Below are 17,975 nucleotides of genomic sequence, written 5' to 3'. Positions count from 1 at the left end.
TGCCCGTGCCGGAGACGGTGCCACTGGCCCGGATGATGCCACCACGATGCCGGGGGCTTCGGCGGGGGAGCTGGTGTGGCTGAGGCGGTTGTATACGGCTCCGGGGACGGGGGCGCTGGTGGGCATGGATTCACGCGCCAGGTTCTTCCCTGCGGGGTTGGCGCGGTTCATCGCCACGCGGGACCAGACATGTTCCACCCCGTGGTGTGATGCCCCGGCCCGTCAAAATGACCATATCGTGGCGTGGGCTGCAGGGGGCCGGACGACTGCGGAGAACGCCCAAGCGTTGTGCGCGGACTGCAATTACGTGAAAGAGGCTCCAGGGTGGAGCGCGGAAACGGTGCCGGGAACCCGCCACACGAGAAGGACCACGACCCCGACGGGGCATGTCTACCGATCCCAGTCGCCACCCCTACCCGGGGACACCAGCTAGAAATCGAACATGGAAACGGCCGAGCTCGGCGAGTTCAGACCAGCGGTTTGAGCTGGTGTGGATGCGGCATGGCGGTAAGGTCTCCGTGGCTCAGTGCGGTCGCGACCCAGAGGGATCGTTCCGCATCCTGCGGCAGATCTTCTGCGGAGTACGTCAGGACGTCTTCCACGGCACGCGCGATCGACCAGCCGAAGGCCAGTCTCTCGTCCAGTCCGGCTGCGCCGGCCAGCCGACGCAACCGCAACCGGAGTGCAGCAGCAGGCTCCCGTGCCGGAAGGTCACCCAAGCGGTTTACGAGCATGGGAAACACTGCGAATTCCCGGTCGCCGATCCACATTTGGGGGTCGATGGCCACAAATTCTTCCGTCTCGGGTCGGGCCAGGACGTTGAAGTAGTGCAGGTCGCCGTGGACGAGGAAATCATCGTCGTCGTACCGTCCCACGGCACCACGCGTCTGGCAGAGTTCCAAGGCAGCCTCGAGGAGCCTGCGGGGGAGTGGACCGGGCCGCTGCGCCCAACGCGTGGGCAGCTCATCGTTCCACCGTTCGGCGATGGCATCTGTTCGTTCGAACGGCCCGGTGTCCTGGGCAGTTCGCGGCGGGTCGGATGCGCGTAAGCTCAGTTGCTTCATCACGGTGCCCCAGATTTCGCTGGTCTGCATCATCGGCAAGCGGCCCAAGTCCCGTGCTGGATCAAGCCTCTCCAGAAGCAGGAATCCAGGTTCATCACGGAAGACGCGGACGGCACCTTCGCCGGACCACAGGCGGAGGGCAGCAGCCTCCGTGGCCAGCTCCGGGTCGGGGATCTGGTGCTTCAGGGCCAGCTGCCGACCGGTGGCATCGACGACTGGAACAACGATCCCCGCATGGCCGGCAAACCAGGAACGCCCGCCCACCGGGTCCGGGCAAACCTGCCACCGTGAGCACTGCCTGGCAAGGCGCACTCCGAGGTCACGAAGCCATGCCTGGCCCCCGGGCAGGCGCAGGGAGTTGTGACGCAGTGCGGTTGGCAAATCGCGTGGGTCCGGCATGTGGGCCGGAAGTTCCGGGTTCACTCCGACGTTTGGGTGAGGTCCGGAATCGTCCCCGCCAAGGAGGAGGCACGATCAGCTGCCAACCAGGCTTCTGCGACGAGTACAGCGCGCAGGCCCTGCGGCGCAGATGCGGCCGCGTCACGCAACAGCGCGGCCAATTGTTCCTCCGACGTGGCGACCGATCCGATGGGGTGGGCATCGAACCCACGGGGCAACGCGTAGGCGACCGCCCTGGTGGGGGAGCAATCGTCGGGTAGGAGATCTTCCAGATGACGGCCCAGATCCGTCGTGGTGGCGGAGAGCTTCCAGCCATCATTGGTGGCGGCTCCGGGGTGCTTGATGGCAGCCATTTGATATCCGTAGGCCTGCCGGAATGCCGCGTCGGAGGCGTCGCGGATTGATGAGGCGGCGCGCTGCTCTTCGGACGTCGCCGATTCCGTGCCGGTTGAACCGGAAGCGGAGTCCGAGGCGGCCGTGGAGTCCGGCGCCGTTGAGCCCTCCACGGTGCAGGCGCCCGACGGAAGCCGGTGCTCCAGCGCCTTGGGCCATGACTGTCCGGTGTTCGTGGCATCAACCGGAGGCATATCGGACCGCCGGGCATCGTCGGGCACCAGTGCGGCAAGTCGTTGGGCTTCCAAACGCTGTTCCACGCCAGCGCCGATGAGGGCCGCCACGTCACGTGGCTTAGCGGTGATGGCAGCGTCGAGGAGCGAATTTGCCGACGTGCCCAACTCAACGGACACCTGGGCGACCGCCTCCGAACCCGACTGGGGGGTTTCCCCCGCAGGGTTCTCGGTTGATGCGCTCGATGATTCGGCATCCGAGGCAGTCGAGGACGCAGGGGAATCTGTTCCCGAGTCCCGTTCCTGGTCAACCAAGGCAGTCAGGCCGGGTGTGAGAAGTTCCACATGCCGTCGTAGCAACTGTGCTGTCCGTTGGAGTTCCCGGGCCGACTCGGAATCGACAGTCACGGTGGCTGTCGTTGCCGCGTTGCTCGTCGGAGACGCTGCTTCCGTTGAGGTCCCTGCATCGCCTGCCGTCGTCCCCGCGGCCAAATCCGAAGCCGACCGCGCTAGATCCAGCATGTTGCGTGAAGCGGCTTCCTCGGCACTGATCTGGGGACCTTCCCCGCGGAAATCCGGGCCCCATCCCTTGTTGGTCGTTGTCCCGATGCCGACGACGATCGCGGCGACCAGCAGCAGGCCAAGCATGCGCAGCAGGAACTTGATGCGAAAGGAGAGGCCACGCCGGCGGTTGCGGCGGGGGGACTCGGGGTAACGGGAGCGCTTATCCATCGACATGATCATCCCATGATCGCGCCCGCGACAGGGTTCATGGCGCCCTGGCATCGGGGATGCATGCGGCGGTCGTGTGGGCTCGACATCGTCGAGTCCGGGGTTCTCCGCAGATGGCACGTCGACGGTCTCGTTGAAATATCGATACTCTGGGACGCACAACATCGAATATGTGGGAGGAAGTCATGTCCGAACAGCCGGCAAGCACCCCGTCCGAAGGACAGCGGCTCAAGGAGTATCTGGAACCCACCGTTTCCGCCCAGGGACTCTTCCTCGAAGACGTCGAGGTCCGATCGGGTGCCGACCACCGCACGGTCAACGTCATCATCGATCTGGTTGAAGGTACCGGGAACGTCGATTTGGACACCTTGGCGGAGGCTTCGCAGGCCGTTTCGGAAGCCATGGATCATTCGCCGGTAGCGCCCGGAGCGGCCTATGACCTCGAGGTTTCATCGCCTGGTGTTGGCCGCCCGTTGACGCTTCCGCGGCATTGGCGTCGAAACGTCGGCCGTCTGGTGAAGGTCAACCTCATGGGCGAGGACAACATCACCGGGCGTCTCACGGCAGCGGACGACACAACGATCACCGTAGTGCCCGACATACCCGTCAAAAAAGGAATGAAGGCCAAGCAGGGCGAGCCCCGCACGCTTGCCTACGACACCATCCGGCGTGGCGTCGTCGACGTTGAGTTCACCCGTTCAGGGCCCCTGGACGACGAAGCAGTAGAGATTGACGAGGCGCAGGAGGCCTGACATGGACATTGATATGAGCGCACTGCGACTCCTCGAATCGGAGCGCGAAATACCGCTGCACCTGATTATCCCGACCATCGAGCAGGCCCTGGTGATGGCGTACCACAAGTCACCGGGAGCCATCGAGCAGGCCCGGGCGGAGCTGGACCAGAAGACCGGGCGGGTCACCATCTGGGCCACGGAAATCGACGAGGACGGCACTGCAGTCGGCGAATTTGACGACACTCCGGAGGGATTCGGGCGCATTGCCGCCAGCACCGCCCGGCAGATCATCCTCCAGCGTCTGCGAGACGTTGAAGACGACAACATCCTGGGCCAGTTCAAGGGCAAGGAAGGCGAGCTGATCTCCGGGCAGATCCAGCAGGGCAACAACCCGATCATGATCCAGGTCAACTTGGGCACCATCGAGGCTTTGCTGCCGCCGCCAGAACAGGTGCCGGGGGAGAAGTACCTCCACGGCGCGCGCATCCGTGCCTACGTGACCGATGTGCGCAAGGGCCCCAAGGGGCCCTCCATCACCCTGTCGCGTTCGCACCCGAACCTGGTGCGTCGGCTCTTTGAACTCGAGGTTCCCGAGATCGCCGACGGGACAGTCGAGATCGTTTCACTGGCCCGTGAAGCGGGGCACCGGACCAAGATCGCGGTGCGGGCGACCAGGTCGGGCGTCAACGCCAAGGGGGCCTGCATCGGAGAAATGGGTTCACGAGTACGCGCCGTGATGAATGAACTCCACGATGAGAAGATCGATATCGTCGACTACAACGAGGATCCGGCCCGGTTCATCGCCAATGCCCTGTCCCCTTCCAAGGTCAAATCGGTCACCATTGTGGACGAGGCCATACGACAGGCGCATGTTGTGGTCCCCGACTACCAGCTCTCCCTCGCCATCGGCAAGGAGGGCCAGAACGCCCGGTTGGCCGCCAAGCTGACCGGCTGGCGCATCGATATTTCCTCCGATGCCAACCCGCAGGGCCGCGTCGAGGCGGTACGTCCGGAGTGACAAGGGCCGCATGGCCCCATGGTCGCGGCGAAAAGCGGTAGACTTGTCTGTGGTCCGGTCAGGTCCGTCCATCCCCAACCCAGGAGTTGACCTCCCACGTGAGCTCGCAGCATCAGCCGCAGCGCACGTGTATCGGGTGCAGGGAAACGACGGACCAGGACCAGTTGTTGCGTTGGGTGCTTGAAGGAACCGGCTCGTTGGCCGTTCCGGATCCCAGCCGTCGCAAGTCCGGTCGGGGTGCTTGGTTGCACCCCACGCCGGAATGTGCAGCCCGCGCCGTGAAACGGCGGGCGTTTTCCAGGGCCTTCAGGGGCCCGGTTAACGACTCGCAAGTGGAATCGGCGATGGCAGCACTGGGGGTGCCCCCGCCGGGAGGCACCACCGAATCAACCGTCCAACGTGAAAGCGGGTCAGAAATCTGATGGAAACCCGATGAGTGTCAAGCGATGAGCGCCTAGCTATGACTAATCAGTTATGCGCAACGATCGGCATGCCGCCTCGCGGTGGATGCCGGCCAAGCCCAAAAAAGACGGTTCGCACCCGGTAAGAAGTGAGTGCAGGGGCGGACCGAGACAGGAGAAATGTGGCCAAGGTCCGCGTACACGAGCTTGCAAAAGAGCTCGGCATCACTTCGAAGGATGCAGTGGCAAAACTGCAGGAAATGGGCGAGTTCGTCCGTTCCGCCTCTTCGACCATTGAAGCGCCCGTAGTGAAGAAACTGCGGGGAGCCTTCCCCCAGCAGCCGGCCGCCAAGGCCCCGGCAGCTGCCAAGCCCGACACCAAGTCGGCAACCCCGGCGCCGGCGGCCGCTGGTACCCCTACCTCCAATGCACCGCGCCCGGGCGCCCGTCCGGCCCCGAAACCGGCCACGGAGGCACCAGTCGACGCAGCTCCCGCTGCCCCGGCGGCACCCGCACCGGCAGCCGAAAAGCCCGCCGCGGAAAAGCCGGCTGCCCCACGCCCCACGTCGGCCAAGCCGGGGGCTCCGCGTCCGGGCAACAACCCGTTCGCGTCCCAGCAGGGAATGCGTGGCAAGGACTCGGGTCCCGGTGGGCCCCGTCCAGGCGCCCGCCAGGGCAACCGCCCCGGTGGACCGCGCCCCGGTAACAATCCCTTCGCACCCCAGCAGGGCATGCGTTCGGGAGCACCTGCGGGCCAGGGCGGACCGCGTCCGCCGGCAGGCGCCGGTGGCCCCCGCCCCGGCGCACCGCGTCCGGGCGCAGCACGTCCCGCTGCCGGTGCACCCGGTGCCCGTCCAGGTGGGCCCCGTCCGACTCCGGGCATGATGCCCAACCGCACCGAGCGTCCGGCACCCGCCGGCGCAGGCCGTCCCGGTGCTCCGGGACGTGGCGGCGCACCCGGCCGTCCCGGGGGAGCCCCCGGTGGTGGCTTTGGCGGCAAGGGTGGAGGCCGCGGACGCGGCGGCACCCAGGGCGCCTTCGGCAAGGGCGGCGCCGGTCGCGGCAAGCAGCGCAAGTCGAAGCGTGCCAAGCGCCAGGAACTGGAGCAGATGAGCGCACCGTCGCTGGGCGGCGTGAGCGTGCCCCGCGGCAATGGCGAGACCATCGTGCGTCTTCGCCGTGGTGCCTCCATCACCGACTTCGCCGACAAGATCGAGGCGAACCCGGCAGCCCTGGTGACCGTGCTGTTCCACCTTGGCGAGATGGCCACGGCTACCCAGTCGCTGGACGAGGGCACCTTTGACGTCCTCGGCGCCGAGCTGGGCTACAAGGTCCAGGTCGTGTCCCCGGAGGACGAGGAGCGCGAGCTGCTCGAGTCCTTCGCCATCGACCTCGACCAGGAGCTCGAGGAAGAAGGCGACGAGGACCTGCGTCCCCGCCCGCCGGTGGTCACCGTCATGGGTCACGTCGACCACGGCAAGACCCGCCTGCTGGATGCCGTTCGCAAGACCAACGTCATCGAGGGCGAAGCCGGCGGCATCACCCAGCACATCGGTGCCTACCAGATCAACCACGAACATGAAGGCACCGAACGTGCCATCACGTTCATCGATACCCCGGGCCACGAGGCGTTCACCGCCATGCGTGCCCGTGGTGCGAAGGTCACCGACATCGCCGTTCTGGTCGTCGCAGCGGATGACGGCGTCATGCCGCAGACCGTTGAGGCGCTCAACCACGCCCAGGCGGCCGACGTGCCGATCGTGGTCGCGGTGAACAAGATCGACAAGGAGTCCGCCAACCCGGACAAGGTCAAGGGCCAGCTCGCCGAATACGGTCTGGTCCCCGAGGAATATGGTGGCGACACCATGTTCGTCCCGGTCTCCGCCCTGCAGAACATGGGCATCGACGAGCTGCTCGAGGCGGTCCTGCTGACCGCCGACGCCGCACTGGACATGCGCGCCAACCCGAACAAGGATGCGCGCGGCATCGCGATCGAAGCCAACCTGGACAAGGGCCGCGGCGCAGTGGCCACCGTCCTGGTGCAGTCCGGCACGCTGAACGTCGGGGACACCATCGTCGCCGGCCAGGCGCACGGACGTGTGCGTGCGATGTTCAACGAGAACGGCGAGAACCTGGAAACGGCGGGCCCGTCCCGCCCGGTCCAGGTCCTGGGCCTGTCGACCGTCCCGCGGGCCGGCGACACGTTCCTGGTCACCTCGGACGAGCGCACAGCACGCCAGATCGCCGAAAAGCGTGAAGCGGCGGACCGCAACGCCCAGTTGGCCAAGCGCCGCAAGCGCATCACCCTGGAAGACTTCGACCAGGCCGTCGCCGATGGCAAGATCGACACCCTCAACCTCATCCTCAAGGGTGACGTCTCCGGTGCCGTGGAAGCCCTGGAGGACTCGTTGCTCAAGATCGACGTGGGCGAAGGCGTGCAGCTGCGCGTCATCCACCGCGGCGTCGGCGCCATTACGCAGAACGACGTCAACCTCGCGACCGTCGACAACGCCATCATCATCGGCTTCAACGTGAAGCCGGCGGAGCGCGTTGCGGATCTGGCCGACAAGGAGGGCGTTGACATGCGCTTCTACTCGGTCATCTACGCGGCGATCGACGACATCGAACTGGCGCTGAAGGGCATGCTGAAGCCGGAATACGAGGAGGCCCAGCTGGGCACCGCGGAGGTCCGCGAGGTCTTCCGTTCCTCGAAGTTCGGCAACATCGCCGGCTCGATCGTCCGCTCCGGCACGATCCGACGCAACTCCAAGGCGCGCGTCACCCGCGACGGCAAGGTTATCGGCGAGAACCTCACCGTGGACTCGCTCAAGCGCTTCAAGGACGACGCCACCGAGGTCCGCACGGACTTCGAATGTGGTATCGGCCTGGGCTCGTTCAATGACGTCAAGGAAGGCGACGTCATCGAAACCTACGAGATGCGTGAGAAGCCCCGCGCCTAGTCGCGAACCCCGTACGACGCCGGACGCTCGCCTTTCGGGCGGGCGTCCGGCCTCGTCGGTTCTATTCTTAAGTCACCCAACAGCACACTGAATCCCCAGGAGGGCATCATGGCCGATCCCGCACGCGCGGCACGGCTCGCGCAACGCATCAAGGTCCTGGTCGCGCAGTCACTCGCCAAGGTCGTGAAGGATCCCCGCGTCGAAGGCGTGACGATCACCGACTCCCGGGTCACCAACGACCTGCAGAACGCCACCGTGTACTACACGGTCTTCGGCGACGACGAGGCGAAGGCTGCCGCCGCCGCCGGGTTGGCCAAGGCGAAGGGGATCCTGCGCAAGGAGGTAGGACGCAACCTGACCGTCCGGCTGACTCCGACCCTGGAATTCGTGGCGGACGAGATCCCGGTCAACGCCTCCAACCTGGAAGAACTGCTGCGCGAGGCCAAGGCACGCGATGCCGAGGTGGCCGCGCTGGCCGCCGGGGCACAGCACGCTGGCGACGCGGATCCCTACAAGCACCCGGATGAGGACGAAGACCAGGACTGATCACGTCCCCCGGTCTGCCGCAGCACATGAACGCGGCGGACGAACAACCGGCCGGTGCCGGTGGAGCCACCCAGGTGGTGTTCCACCGGCACCGGCCGGTTTGTTGTTTCCGTGGTTTCTACCTCACGTGCATCCTCACCAGCTTCCCGGAGGGCATGAGCGCCTCGGCGACGGCGATCATCGAGTGCCCCGAGACCTCGACGTCGGCGGGCATGACCGGGGTGGCCACCGTGGTGGTGCCATGGTGGCCGATCCTGGAGATCCGGTTGCCGAACAGTTCCGAGACGTACACGGTTCCGCGGGAATCGATGGCGACGCCGGTGGGGGTCTGCAAGCCGGAGGCCAGCAGCTCGGTCCGCCCGGAGTGCAGGTGCATCCGGTAGACCTTTCCATGGCCGAGCTCCTCGCCGGGGGCTCCGGGAAGCACCGAATAATAGAGCCAATTGCCCCGCAACTCGATGTCGGTGGGCACTGCCTGCATCCAATAGGTCAACCCCCTCGCGCAGTCGGGAACCACCATTCCGGCTGCGGCGGCGGACGCCACGACCGCGTCATCGATGGTGATCGGCTCGGCGGGGATGGACTTCACGAGCCTCACGTGCCCGGTGGGGGAAACATGGACGATGTCGTTGGCGCCGGCGTCGCCCACGTAGACCCCATGACGTGTGGGAGCCGTTGAATAGGGGTGCGAGTACACCTCGCCCCGTGATTGCAGGAAGGGGGCCTGGTCAAGGCACGTCGAACTGATCCGCCGGACCCCGTAGACGGTCCCGCCGTCGGGGTCATGGCGTTTCTCGAAGATGCTCAGGTCGGCCAGTGTGCGGGTGCGCCCCCGGGCGTCCAGCGACTTGAGCTTGGCCGGCAACAGGGTGGACGGTGGCTCCTCGGGATTCTCCGCCTGGTCGTTCTGCGTGTAGTAGGTGATGCCCCGGGAGTAGGACACTCCGGCGATCTCCTTCCCGGGCGCGGAGACGAGCGCCCGCTGGTGTCCTCGCGCATCGATGCGGGTCAACATCCCGGCCATCGACTGGGCCACCAGGTAGCTGCCGTGGGGCCCGAAGGACACCTTCAAGGGGGAGATGAGGCCATCGGCCACGTCGACGACGTGGGTGGTCGGCGGGGAGGAATGGCCGTGCCCGTTTCCGGGCCGCCCGGGATGTGCCAGGGCCGGGCCCGACGTCAACGTGATGGCAAGTGCTGCAGCGGCCGCCGAGGCCGCAATGGAACGAAATCTCATGATCATCCGATCGGGAGCGTGCCGGGTGTACCGGCACTGGGTGCTACTCCGGGGCATCACCGTCGGGGAGGGGGAGGCGCTGGATGCGAAAGAACGGGCGTCCCGCCGCGGTGGTGATGGTGTTCGCCTGTCAGGGCGGAAGGAGACCGGCGCATCCCCCAGTGGCCTCCGCGCTGCCGCGGCACGAAGTCGCGCGTGGAGTGAGCGTAGGACCGTGTCAAATACATGTCAAGAGCAGCGGGAATCCTGTCGGCGGGAAGCCCGGCGAAAGGCCCTCGGGCGGCGGCGGTCCCCGCGCCGTCGAAGCGGCGGGAACCGGGGAGCGCCGTACGCACCTATACTGGGTGACGTGAAAAAGGGTGCCAGCACAGATCAGGCCGCCGTCGGATCGGGACTGGTGATCGTCGACAAGCCACAGGGCTGGACCAGCCATGACGTCGTGGGACGAACCCGCCGGCTGGCCGGAACCCGCAAGGTCGGACACGCGGGCACCCTGGACCCGATGGCGACCGGGGTCCTGGTCGTCGGGGTGAACAAGGCCACCCGGCTGCTCACCTACATCGTCGGCGTCTCCAAGACCTACGAGGCCACCATCCGCCTGGGCGAGAACACCGTGACCGACGACGCCGAGGGCGAACTCGTGGAAGCGCGGATCGCCGCAGCGGTGACCGCGGAACAGATCCGTGACGGGGTCGCGGCGCTGACCGGTGACATCGAACAGGTCCCATCCAGCGTCAGCGCCATCAAGGTCAACGGCGAACGCTCCTATGCCAGGGTCCGCAGCGGCCAGGAGGTCGACCTGCCGGCACGCCCCGTCACCGTCAGCCGGTTCGACATCCACGACATCCGACGCCTGCGCGGCGGAAAGATCCAGGACGTCGACGTCACCGTCGAATGCTCCTCCGGCACCTACATCCGGGCCCTGGCCCGTGATCTCGGAGAGGGACTCGGCGTGGGCGGGCACCTGACCGCCCTGCGGCGGACCCGCGTGGGGCCCTACGGCATCGACGGGGCGCGGACCATGGATGAACTGGCCGGGGAATTCTCGCTGCTGTCGCTGGACGACGCGGCCCGGGCCCTCTTCCCGAACCGGGAGCTCAGCGCCGAGGAGGCCACCGAGCTGTCCTTCGGCCGGCGCATCGCCCCGAACGAGGGGACCGGGATCACCGCTGCCTTCTCGCCGGACGGGACCTGCGTGGCCCTGTTGAAGAACAAGGCGGACGCGGCCAAACCGGAGATCGTCTTCGCCACCGCCTGACCTGCCACCCGCCCTCCCGGCCGACGCACCGCCGTCGTCCCCGGGCCACCCTGCCAACCGCAAAGGACCCACCACACCGTGATCGTCGACGGATTCTTCATCGCCGGGGCCATCATCTGCGCCCTGTCGGTCGTGCTCAGCGTGTTCGCCACGATCACCCGGGACCATCCCGATGACTACGCGATCATCTCCGTCGCCGCCGTCGAGCTCTTCCTGGTCGTCTACGGCATTTCAGCGGCCGTCCGGCAGGCCGGCGGGCAGTCGATCGCGGGGGAGACGTGGGAGTTCTGGGGGTATGTGGCCACCGCCTTGTTCGTGCCGGTCGTGGCCTTCGCCTGGGCCATCACCGACAAGACCCGCTGGTCCAACGCCGTCCTGGCGGCCGTGGGCCTGACCGTATTCGTCATGTTGTACCGCATGGAACAGATCTGGGATGGAGCAGCCCTCGCATGAACACACCCGCCACGCAGCAGAGCACCGGACGGCAGGCCGGACTGGGGCGCATCATCATCGCCGTCTACGGGATCTTCGCGATCTCCTCCACCGCCCGGGCCGGATACCAGATGCTCACCAAGTTCGGCGAGGCCCCGCTGGCGTACACGCTCAGTGCCGTCGCCGCCGTCATCTACATCGTCGCCACCATCGCGCTGGCCTCACACAAGCCCGGCAGCTGGCGGCTGTCGTTGATCGCCCTGCTCATCGAGCTGGTCGGCGTCATCGTCGTGGGCATCCTCAGCTTTGCCCTGCCCCAGGATTTCGCGCATCCCGCCGTGTGGTCGCACTTCGGGCAGGGCTACGGCTACATCCCGCTGGTGCTGCCGCTGGTCGGGCTGTGGTGGCTGTTCCGGCACCGGGAGCCGAACCCCGCGCGGTAGCGTGAATTCGGCATCGCGTGCCGATCGTGAATAATGGAAAACGCGTCATCACCGCCACCGAAACAGCCGCATCCCCAAGGAGCACAGTGCACTACTGGAAAGGCCTCGAATCCGTTCCCGCGGACTTCGGGCCATCGGTCGTCACCATCGGCAACTTCGATGGCGTCCACCGGGGCCACCGAGAGGTGCTCTCCACGCTGACCGCCCTGGCCGCCCGGCGCCACGCATCCTCCGTCGCCATCAGCTTCGACCCCCACCCGGCCCAGGTCCACCGCCCGGACACCTGCCCGCCGCTGATCATGGGGTTGGCCGACCGGATCGACTCGCTGGCCGCCACCGGCATCGACGCGCTGCTGATGCTCCACTACACGCTGGAGTTCGCCCAGGCCACCGCCGGGGAATTCGTCAAGGGCATCATCGTGGACCGCCTGCACGCCTGCGCCGTGGTCATCGGGCACGACGTGCGCTTCGGCCGCGGAAACGCAGGGGATTTCGACACCATGGTCGCCCTGGGCCGCCAGTACGGGTTCGACGTCATCGGCATCGACGACATCGGGGACGAACGGCGCTGGTCCTCCACCTGGATCCGGGAGGCACTCACCGATGGCGACGTGGCCACCGCCAACGAGATCCTCGGGCGCCCGCACCGCATGCGCGGGGAAATCGTCCACGGGGCCGCCCGCGGCCGCGAGCTGGGCTTCCCGACGGCGAACCTGGCCACCGACGCCTCCGGCATCATCCCCGCGGACGGCGTCTACGCCGGATGGCTTCTCGACGAGTCGGAGATGGCCTGGCCCGCTGCGATCTCCGTCGGCTCCAACCCCACCTTCGAAGGCGTCAGCCGCCAGGTCGAGGCCCATGTCATCGACCGCCCCGCCGAGGACGTCGGCGACTTCGACCTCTACGGGCAGCAGGCAGTCATCGAATTCGTCGCCCGGCTGCGCCCCATGGTCGCCTACCACGGCGTCGAGGCCCTGATCGAGCAGATGAACGACGACGTCGAACGCGCCCGCGCCATCCTGGCCCATGACCGGGCCGGCGCCTGAGCGCGGACCCGCGGCACCGGTGACCCGGCCCGCGGCCGGGGCGCCCATCCCCAACCTGCCCGCCCGGGCGCCGGCGATGGATGACGCCCGCCGCCTGGCCTTCGGGGCCGCCTTCGCCACCGGTGGCGGGCTCTACGACGCGGTGCGCCCCGGGTATCCGGACGACGCGGTGGACTTCCTGGTCCCCGACGGCGCCCGTGACGCCGTCGACCTCGGCGCCGGCACCGGCATCCTGACCCTGCAACTGGCCTCCCGCGGATTGGGCACGACGGCGGTGGACCCCTCCGCCGACATGCTCACCCAGCTGCGCCGCAAGTCCGGCGCCCCGGCCACCGTCCAGGCAACCGCCGAGTCCACCGGCCTGCCCGACGCCGCCTTCGACGTGGCCACCTACGCGCAGGCGTGGCATTGGGTCGACGTCCCGCGCGCCTCCGCCGAGACCGCCAGGATCCTGCGCCCCGGGGGCCGGTTGGGTTTGATCTGGAACCAGCTCGACGTCACCGTCCCCTGGGTGCACCGGCTCAGCCGGATCATGCATGCCGGGGACGTCCACCGTCCCGAATTCGTTCCGGCGATCGGCCCCGAATTCTCCGGCCCGGAACCGCTGCGGGTCCACTGGGAACAACCCGTCACCCCCGAGCACCTCATCGAGCTGGCCAAGTCGCGCAGCTACTACCTGCGTGCCGATCCCCCCACCCGGGCCCGCGTGGAGGGCAACCTCGTCTGGTACCTGTACGAGCACCTCGCCCTGCAACCAGGCCAGCCGCTGGGCCTGCCGTACTACACGCACGCCTGGCGGGCCCACCGCCGGTAGGCGCGGTGATGCTAGACTGGCTGGTGGTGTGCGCTGCAGTCCGCGGTTGCGTGTCACCACGCCGGAAACGGCACCTTACCTGTTCGCGGTACAACTCCAGGAGTTCATGTGGCCCTCGACGCTGCTGTCAAGACCGAAATCATCAAGGCTTACGCCACCCACGAAGGCGACACGGGTTCACCCGAGGTGCAGATTGCAGTTCTGTCCCGTCGTATTCTGGACCTGACGGAGCACCTGAAGACCCACAAGCACGACCACCACACCCGCCGTGGCCTCATGGGCATGGTTGGTCGCCGTCGTCGCATGCTCGGTTACCTGAAGGACACCGACATCGTCCGCTACCGTGCGCTCATCGAGCGTCTCGGCCTGCGCCGCTAGTCGGTTCCACGGAAAGCGGTCCTCCCGCCGGGCAACCGGTGAGGGGCCGCTTTCTGGCAACGGGCCAGGGGCCCCGCGCCACCACCACAAGTGAAAACTGCAGGAACCAGCCATCTCGGACATTCGCGGTCCTCGGTAGTGGTTTACGGAAAACGGCACGACGCCGGACACCCCGTGGGCCTCGATCGAAGACCGGGTGCCCCCTCCGGTGGAACCGGAGGAGATCGGCTGGCCCTGCGCCAAACGAGAAACGGAGGTGACTCTCCATGGAGGGTCCCGAAATCCAGTTCGCAGAAGCGGTCATCGACAATGGCCGGTTCGGATCGCGCACCATCCGCTTTGAGACCGGGCGCCTCGCCCAGCAGGCCGCCGGCGCGGCCATGGTCTACATCGACGACGACACGTCGATGCTCTCGGCCACCACGGCCGGCAAGCACCCCCGCGAGGGCTTTGACTTCTTCCCGCTGACCGTGGACGTCGAGGAGCGCATGTACGCTGCCGGGCGCATCCCGGGCAGCTTCTTCCGCCGCGAGGGCCGCCCCTCGACCGAGGCCATCCTGGCCTGCCGCCTCATGGACCGCCCGCTGCGCCCCGCCTTCGTCAAGGGCCTGCGCAACGAGGTCCAGGTGGTCGTCACCATCCTGTCCATCAACCCGGACGACCTGTACGACGTGGTGGCCATCAACGCCTCCTCGATGTCGACCCAGCTCTCCGGCCTGCCGTTCTCCGGCCCCATCGGCGGCGTCCGCGTTGCCCTGGTCGACGACGGCAACGGCGCCCAGTGGGTGGCCTTCCCGAAGCACTCCCAGCTCGAGAACGCCGTGTTCTCGATGGTCGTGGCCGGCCGTGTGGCCGGTGACGACGTCGCCATCATGATGGTCGAGGCCGAGGCCACCGACCACGCCTGGAACCTGATCAAGGAAAACGGCGCCACCGCACCGACCGAAGAGGTCGTCGCCGAGGGCCTCGAGGCAGCCAAGCCGTTCATCCAGGTCCTGTGCGACGCGCAGGCCGACCTGGCCTCCCGCGCCGCCAAGCCGACCGTGGAATTCCCGGTCTTCCGCGACTACGAGGACGACGTCTACGCAGCCGTCGAGTCTGCAGCTTCCACGAAGCTGGCCAGCATCTTCGCCATCGCCGACAAGCAGGAGCGCGACAACGCCTCCAGCGTGTACCGCGATGAGATCGTCGAGCAGCTCGCCGGCGAGGGCAAGGACTTCGAGGGCCGCGGCAACGAGGTCTCCAAGGCCTTCGGCGCCGTCACCAAGCAGGTCGTGCGCCAGCGCATCCTCACCGAACAGGTCCGCATCGACGGCCGTGGACTGACGGACATCCGCCAGCTCACCGCCGAGGTCGAGGTCCTGCCCCGCGTGCACGGTTCGGCGATCTTCGAGCGTGGGGAAACCCAGATCATGGGCGTCACCACGCTGAACATGCTCAAGATGGAGCAGCAGATCGACTCGTTGTCGCCGGTGACGCGCAAGCGCTACATGCACAACTACAACTTCCCGCCGTACTCCACCGGTGAAACCGGCCGCGTCGGTTCCCCGAAGCGCCGCGAAATCGGCCACGGCGCACTCGCCGAGCGCGCCCTGGTTCCCGTGCTGCCGACCCGCGAGGAATTCCCCTACGCGATCCGCCAGGTCTCCGAGGCGCTGGGCTCCAACGGCTCCACGTCGATGGGCTCGGTCTGCGCCTCGACCCTGTCGCTGCTCAACGCCGGTGTGCCGCTGCGCGCACCGGTCGCCGGCATCGCCATGGGCCTGGTCTCCGACCAGGTCGACGGCCAGACCCGCTACGCGGCGCTGACCGACATCCTGGGTGCCGAAGATGCCATGGGCGACATGGACTTCAAGGTCGCCGGCACCTCCGAGTTCGTCACGGCCATCCAGCTGGACACCAAGCTCGACGGCATCCCGGCCTCCGTGCTGGCCGCCGCGCTGAAGCAGGCCCGCGAAGCCCGCCTGCACATCCTCTCGGTGATCAACTCCGCCATCGACACCCCGGATGAAATGAGCGAGTTCGCTCCGCGCATCATCTCGGTGAAGATCCCCGTGGACAAAATCGGTGAGGTCATCGGCCCGAAGGGCAAGATGATCAACACCATCCAGGAGGACACCGGCGCCGACATCTCCATCGAGGATGACGGCACGGTCCTGATCGGTGCGACCAATGGCGAATCCGCCGAGGCCGCCCGCTCCGCCATCAACGCGATCGCCAACCCGATGGTTCCGGAGGTCGGCGAACGCTACCTCGGTACCGTGGTGAAGCTGACCACGTTCGGCGCCTTCGTGTCCCTGACCCCGGGCAAGGACGGACTGCTGCACATCTCCGAGCTGCGCAAGCTCGCCGGTGGCAAGCGCGTCGACGACGTCGAAGACGTCGTCTCCGTGGGCCAGAAGCTCCAGGTGGAGATCACCAAGGTCGATGACCGCGGAAAGCTCTCCCTGTCGCCTGTCGTCGCCGACGAGGCCGAGTCCTCGCCCGCCAACGCGTAGGGACGAGCTACACCTATGGCATTGATTCCTCTGCCGCTGCACGGCGCGGGAATGTTCCCGTCCACCGCTGAAGCAGGTGCCCCCGGCACCGGCACACCGGTCGACGACGGGGATCCAACCATCCTGCACGGGGAGGCCGGAGGGGCGCTGGTGCGCCGTTCCGTCCTCCCCGGCGGGGTGCGGGTGCTGACCGAGGCGATGCCCGGGCAGCGCTCCGCAACCATCGGCTTCTGGGTCGGTGTGGGATCGCGTGACGAGGCCGATGGCCAGCACGGATCCACCCATTTCCTCGAACACCTGCTCTTCAAGGGCACCACCCGCCGCAGTGCGATGGACATCGCCTCCGCCTTCGATGAGGTCGGCGGTGAATCCAATGCCGCCACGGCGAAGGAAAACACCTGTTACTTTGCCCGTGTCCTGGACGCGGACCTGCCGTTGGCCATCGACGTGATCGCCGACATGATCACCTCAGCGGTGCTAGATCCCCAGGAACTCGAACAGGAACGCGACGTCATCCTCGAGGAGATCGCCATGGACAGCGATGACCCCGGCGACGTAGCCCACGAGAAGTTCGTATCCGCGGTGCTCGGCACCCACCCCCTGGCCCGCCCCATCGGCGGCACGCCGGAGGCCATCCTGTCCATCGGCCGCGACGCAGTCGTGGACCACTACCGCAGGTACTACAAGCCCAGCGAGCTGGTCGTCACGGTCGCCGGCTCCCTGGACCACGACGACGTCTGCAGCCAGGTCCTCCAGGCCCTGCGCACCGCCGGTTGGACGCTGGAGGACGGGGCCCTGCCCGAACCGCGCCGCAGCACCGAGCCGGTCCCCATCGCCGGCCAGCACACCATCGACGTCATCCGCCGCCCCGTCGAGCAGACCAACATCATCATGGGCTGCCCCGGCATCGTCGCCACCGACGAACGCCGGCACACCATGAGCGTGCTCAACGCCGTGCTGGGCGGCGGCATGTCATCGCGCCTGTTCCAGGAGATCCGCGAAAAGCGTGGCCTGGTGTACTCCACCTACTCCTTCTCCGCCGCCTACTCGGACGTCGGCTACTTCGGCATGTATGCCGGCTGTGCCCCCGGCAAGACCGGCCAAGTCATCGGCCTGCTCGGCGAGGAGCTGGACAAGCTGGCTGCGGACGGCATCACCGCCGAGGAACTGCGCAAGGCCATCGGCCAACTCTCGGGAGGCATGGTGCTCGCCCTGGAGGACCCCGGATCGCGCATGTCGCGGCTGGGCCGTGCCGAACTCGTCACCGGCTTCTTCCAGGACCTCGACGAGTCGCTGGCCCGCGTGCAGGCCGTCACCGCCGACGCGGTCCACGCCCTGGCCCGCGAGCTGGCCGCCCGCCCCCGGACCGTCACGGTCGTGGGCCCCTTCGACAGCCCGGCGGATTTCGGCCTCTAGGCACGCGGCGCCCCGCGGCACACCCGGGTCACC

General features: G+C 67.3%; 17 protein-coding genes. 14 read left to right on the top strand and 3 right to left on the bottom strand.

All coding sequences use genetic code 11. The annotated features are described in order from the left end of the window. Nucleotides 1-46 precede the first annotated feature (46 nt). The gene (locus ACN0TP_RS16695) at nucleotides 47-433 is read left to right on the top strand and encodes an HNH endonuclease (RefSeq protein ID WP_417220825.1); all 387 of its coding nucleotides are present in this window, start codon (nucleotides 47-49) and stop codon (nucleotides 431-433) included. A 34-nt stretch (nucleotides 434-467) separates the two neighbouring features. On the opposite strand, the gene ACN0TP_RS16690 is transcribed toward ACN0TP_RS16695, so the two are convergent. Beyond that, nucleotides 468-1,328, bottom strand: a complete 861-nt coding sequence (locus tag ACN0TP_RS16690) for an aminoglycoside phosphotransferase family protein (RefSeq protein ID WP_417220814.1) — start codon at nucleotides 1,326-1,328, stop codon at nucleotides 468-470. Between the two features lie 155 nt (nucleotides 1,329-1,483). Next, entirely contained in the window at nucleotides 1,484-2,767 is a 1,284-nt protein-coding gene (locus ACN0TP_RS16685; protein ID WP_417220813.1) for a hypothetical protein, read from the bottom strand. A gap of 179 nt (nucleotides 2,768-2,946) precedes the next feature. On the opposite strand from ACN0TP_RS16685, the gene rimP reads away from it, so the two are divergent. The 5 genes from rimP (at nucleotide 2,947) to rbfA (ending at nucleotide 8,420) form a co-directional block, all read left to right on the top strand. Next, entirely contained in the window at nucleotides 2,947-3,513 is a 567-nt protein-coding gene (gene rimP, locus ACN0TP_RS16680; protein WP_417220811.1) for a ribosome maturation factor RimP, read from the top strand. A 1-nt stretch (nucleotide 3,514) separates the two neighbouring features. Continuing rightward, the gene (gene nusA, locus ACN0TP_RS16675) at nucleotides 3,515-4,513 is read left to right on the top strand and encodes a transcription termination factor NusA (RefSeq protein WP_417220808.1); all 999 of its coding nucleotides are present in this window, start codon (nucleotides 3,515-3,517) and stop codon (nucleotides 4,511-4,513) included. 98 nt (nucleotides 4,514-4,611) lie between these two features. After that, nucleotides 4,612-4,935 (top strand): YlxR family protein, encoded by a 324-nt coding sequence (locus tag ACN0TP_RS16670; protein ID WP_417220822.1) that lies wholly within the window; start codon nucleotides 4,612-4,614, stop codon nucleotides 4,933-4,935. A 161-nt stretch (nucleotides 4,936-5,096) separates the two neighbouring features. Beyond that, nucleotides 5,097-7,874 (top strand): translation initiation factor IF-2, encoded by a 2,778-nt coding sequence (gene infB, locus ACN0TP_RS16665; protein WP_417220806.1) that lies wholly within the window; start codon nucleotides 5,097-5,099, stop codon nucleotides 7,872-7,874. Nucleotides 7,875-7,982: 108 nt separating this feature from the next. After that, nucleotides 7,983-8,420, top strand: coding sequence for a 30S ribosome-binding factor RbfA (rbfA, locus tag ACN0TP_RS16660; RefSeq protein ID WP_417220804.1), 438 nt, complete (start codon nucleotides 7,983-7,985; stop codon nucleotides 8,418-8,420). Between the two features lie 118 nt (nucleotides 8,421-8,538). Here rbfA and ACN0TP_RS16655 read toward each other — a convergent pair whose 3' ends face one another. After that, a complete protein-coding gene (locus tag ACN0TP_RS16655; protein ID WP_417220802.1) occupies nucleotides 8,539-9,657 on the bottom strand; it encodes a ScyD/ScyE family protein in 1,119 nt (372 codons plus the stop codon). A 349-nt stretch (nucleotides 9,658-10,006) separates the two neighbouring features. Here ACN0TP_RS16655 and truB point away from each other — a divergent pair, with 349 nt between their 5' ends. From truB to ACN0TP_RS16615, 8 genes are all read left to right on the top strand, one after another. Next, nucleotides 10,007-10,915 carry a tRNA pseudouridine(55) synthase TruB gene (gene truB / locus ACN0TP_RS16650; protein WP_417220800.1) on the top strand — a complete coding sequence of 303 codons (909 nt, stop codon included), beginning with the start codon at nucleotides 10,007-10,009 and terminating at the stop codon, nucleotides 10,913-10,915. 78 nt (nucleotides 10,916-10,993) lie between these two features. Continuing rightward, a complete protein-coding gene (locus ACN0TP_RS16645) occupies nucleotides 10,994-11,368 on the top strand; it encodes a hypothetical protein (protein WP_417220798.1) in 375 nt (124 codons plus the stop codon). Further along, the gene (locus tag ACN0TP_RS16640; protein ID WP_417220796.1) at nucleotides 11,365-11,790 is read left to right on the top strand and encodes a hypothetical protein; all 426 of its coding nucleotides are present in this window, start codon (nucleotides 11,365-11,367) and stop codon (nucleotides 11,788-11,790) included. The genes ACN0TP_RS16645 and ACN0TP_RS16640 overlap by 4 nt, the downstream gene beginning before the upstream one ends. Before the next feature lie 86 nt (nucleotides 11,791-11,876). Further along, nucleotides 11,877-12,836, top strand: a complete 960-nt coding sequence (locus tag ACN0TP_RS16635; protein WP_417220794.1) for a bifunctional riboflavin kinase/FAD synthetase — start codon at nucleotides 11,877-11,879, stop codon at nucleotides 12,834-12,836. Nucleotides 12,837-12,912: 76 nt separating this feature from the next. Next, nucleotides 12,913-13,650 (top strand): class I SAM-dependent methyltransferase, encoded by a 738-nt coding sequence (locus ACN0TP_RS16630; protein ID WP_417220819.1) that lies wholly within the window; start codon nucleotides 12,913-12,915, stop codon nucleotides 13,648-13,650. A gap of 108 nt (nucleotides 13,651-13,758) precedes the next feature. Continuing rightward, a complete protein-coding gene (gene rpsO, locus ACN0TP_RS16625; protein WP_343900970.1) occupies nucleotides 13,759-14,028 on the top strand; it encodes a 30S ribosomal protein S15 in 270 nt (89 codons plus the stop codon). Nucleotides 14,029-14,294: 266 nt separating this feature from the next. Continuing rightward, nucleotides 14,295-16,526: a polyribonucleotide nucleotidyltransferase gene (locus ACN0TP_RS16620; RefSeq protein WP_417220791.1), complete on the top strand. Its 2,232-nt coding sequence runs from the start codon at nucleotides 14,295-14,297 to the stop codon at nucleotides 16,524-16,526. Between the two features lie 15 nt (nucleotides 16,527-16,541). Then, complete coding sequence (locus ACN0TP_RS16615) at nucleotides 16,542-17,942, top strand: M16 family metallopeptidase (RefSeq protein WP_417220789.1); 1,401 nt, start codon at nucleotides 16,542-16,544, stop codon at nucleotides 17,940-17,942. Nucleotides 17,943-17,975 lie beyond the last annotated feature (33 nt).

Origin of the sequence: Arthrobacter sp., assembly GCF_048266065.1 — a bacterium.
In the GTDB taxonomy this organism is placed as follows: Bacteria; Actinomycetota; Actinomycetes; order Actinomycetales; family Micrococcaceae; genus Arthrobacter_H.
The sequence above is the reverse complement of the archived record's forward strand: the minus strand, read 5'-3'. Positions and strand labels throughout refer to the sequence as shown.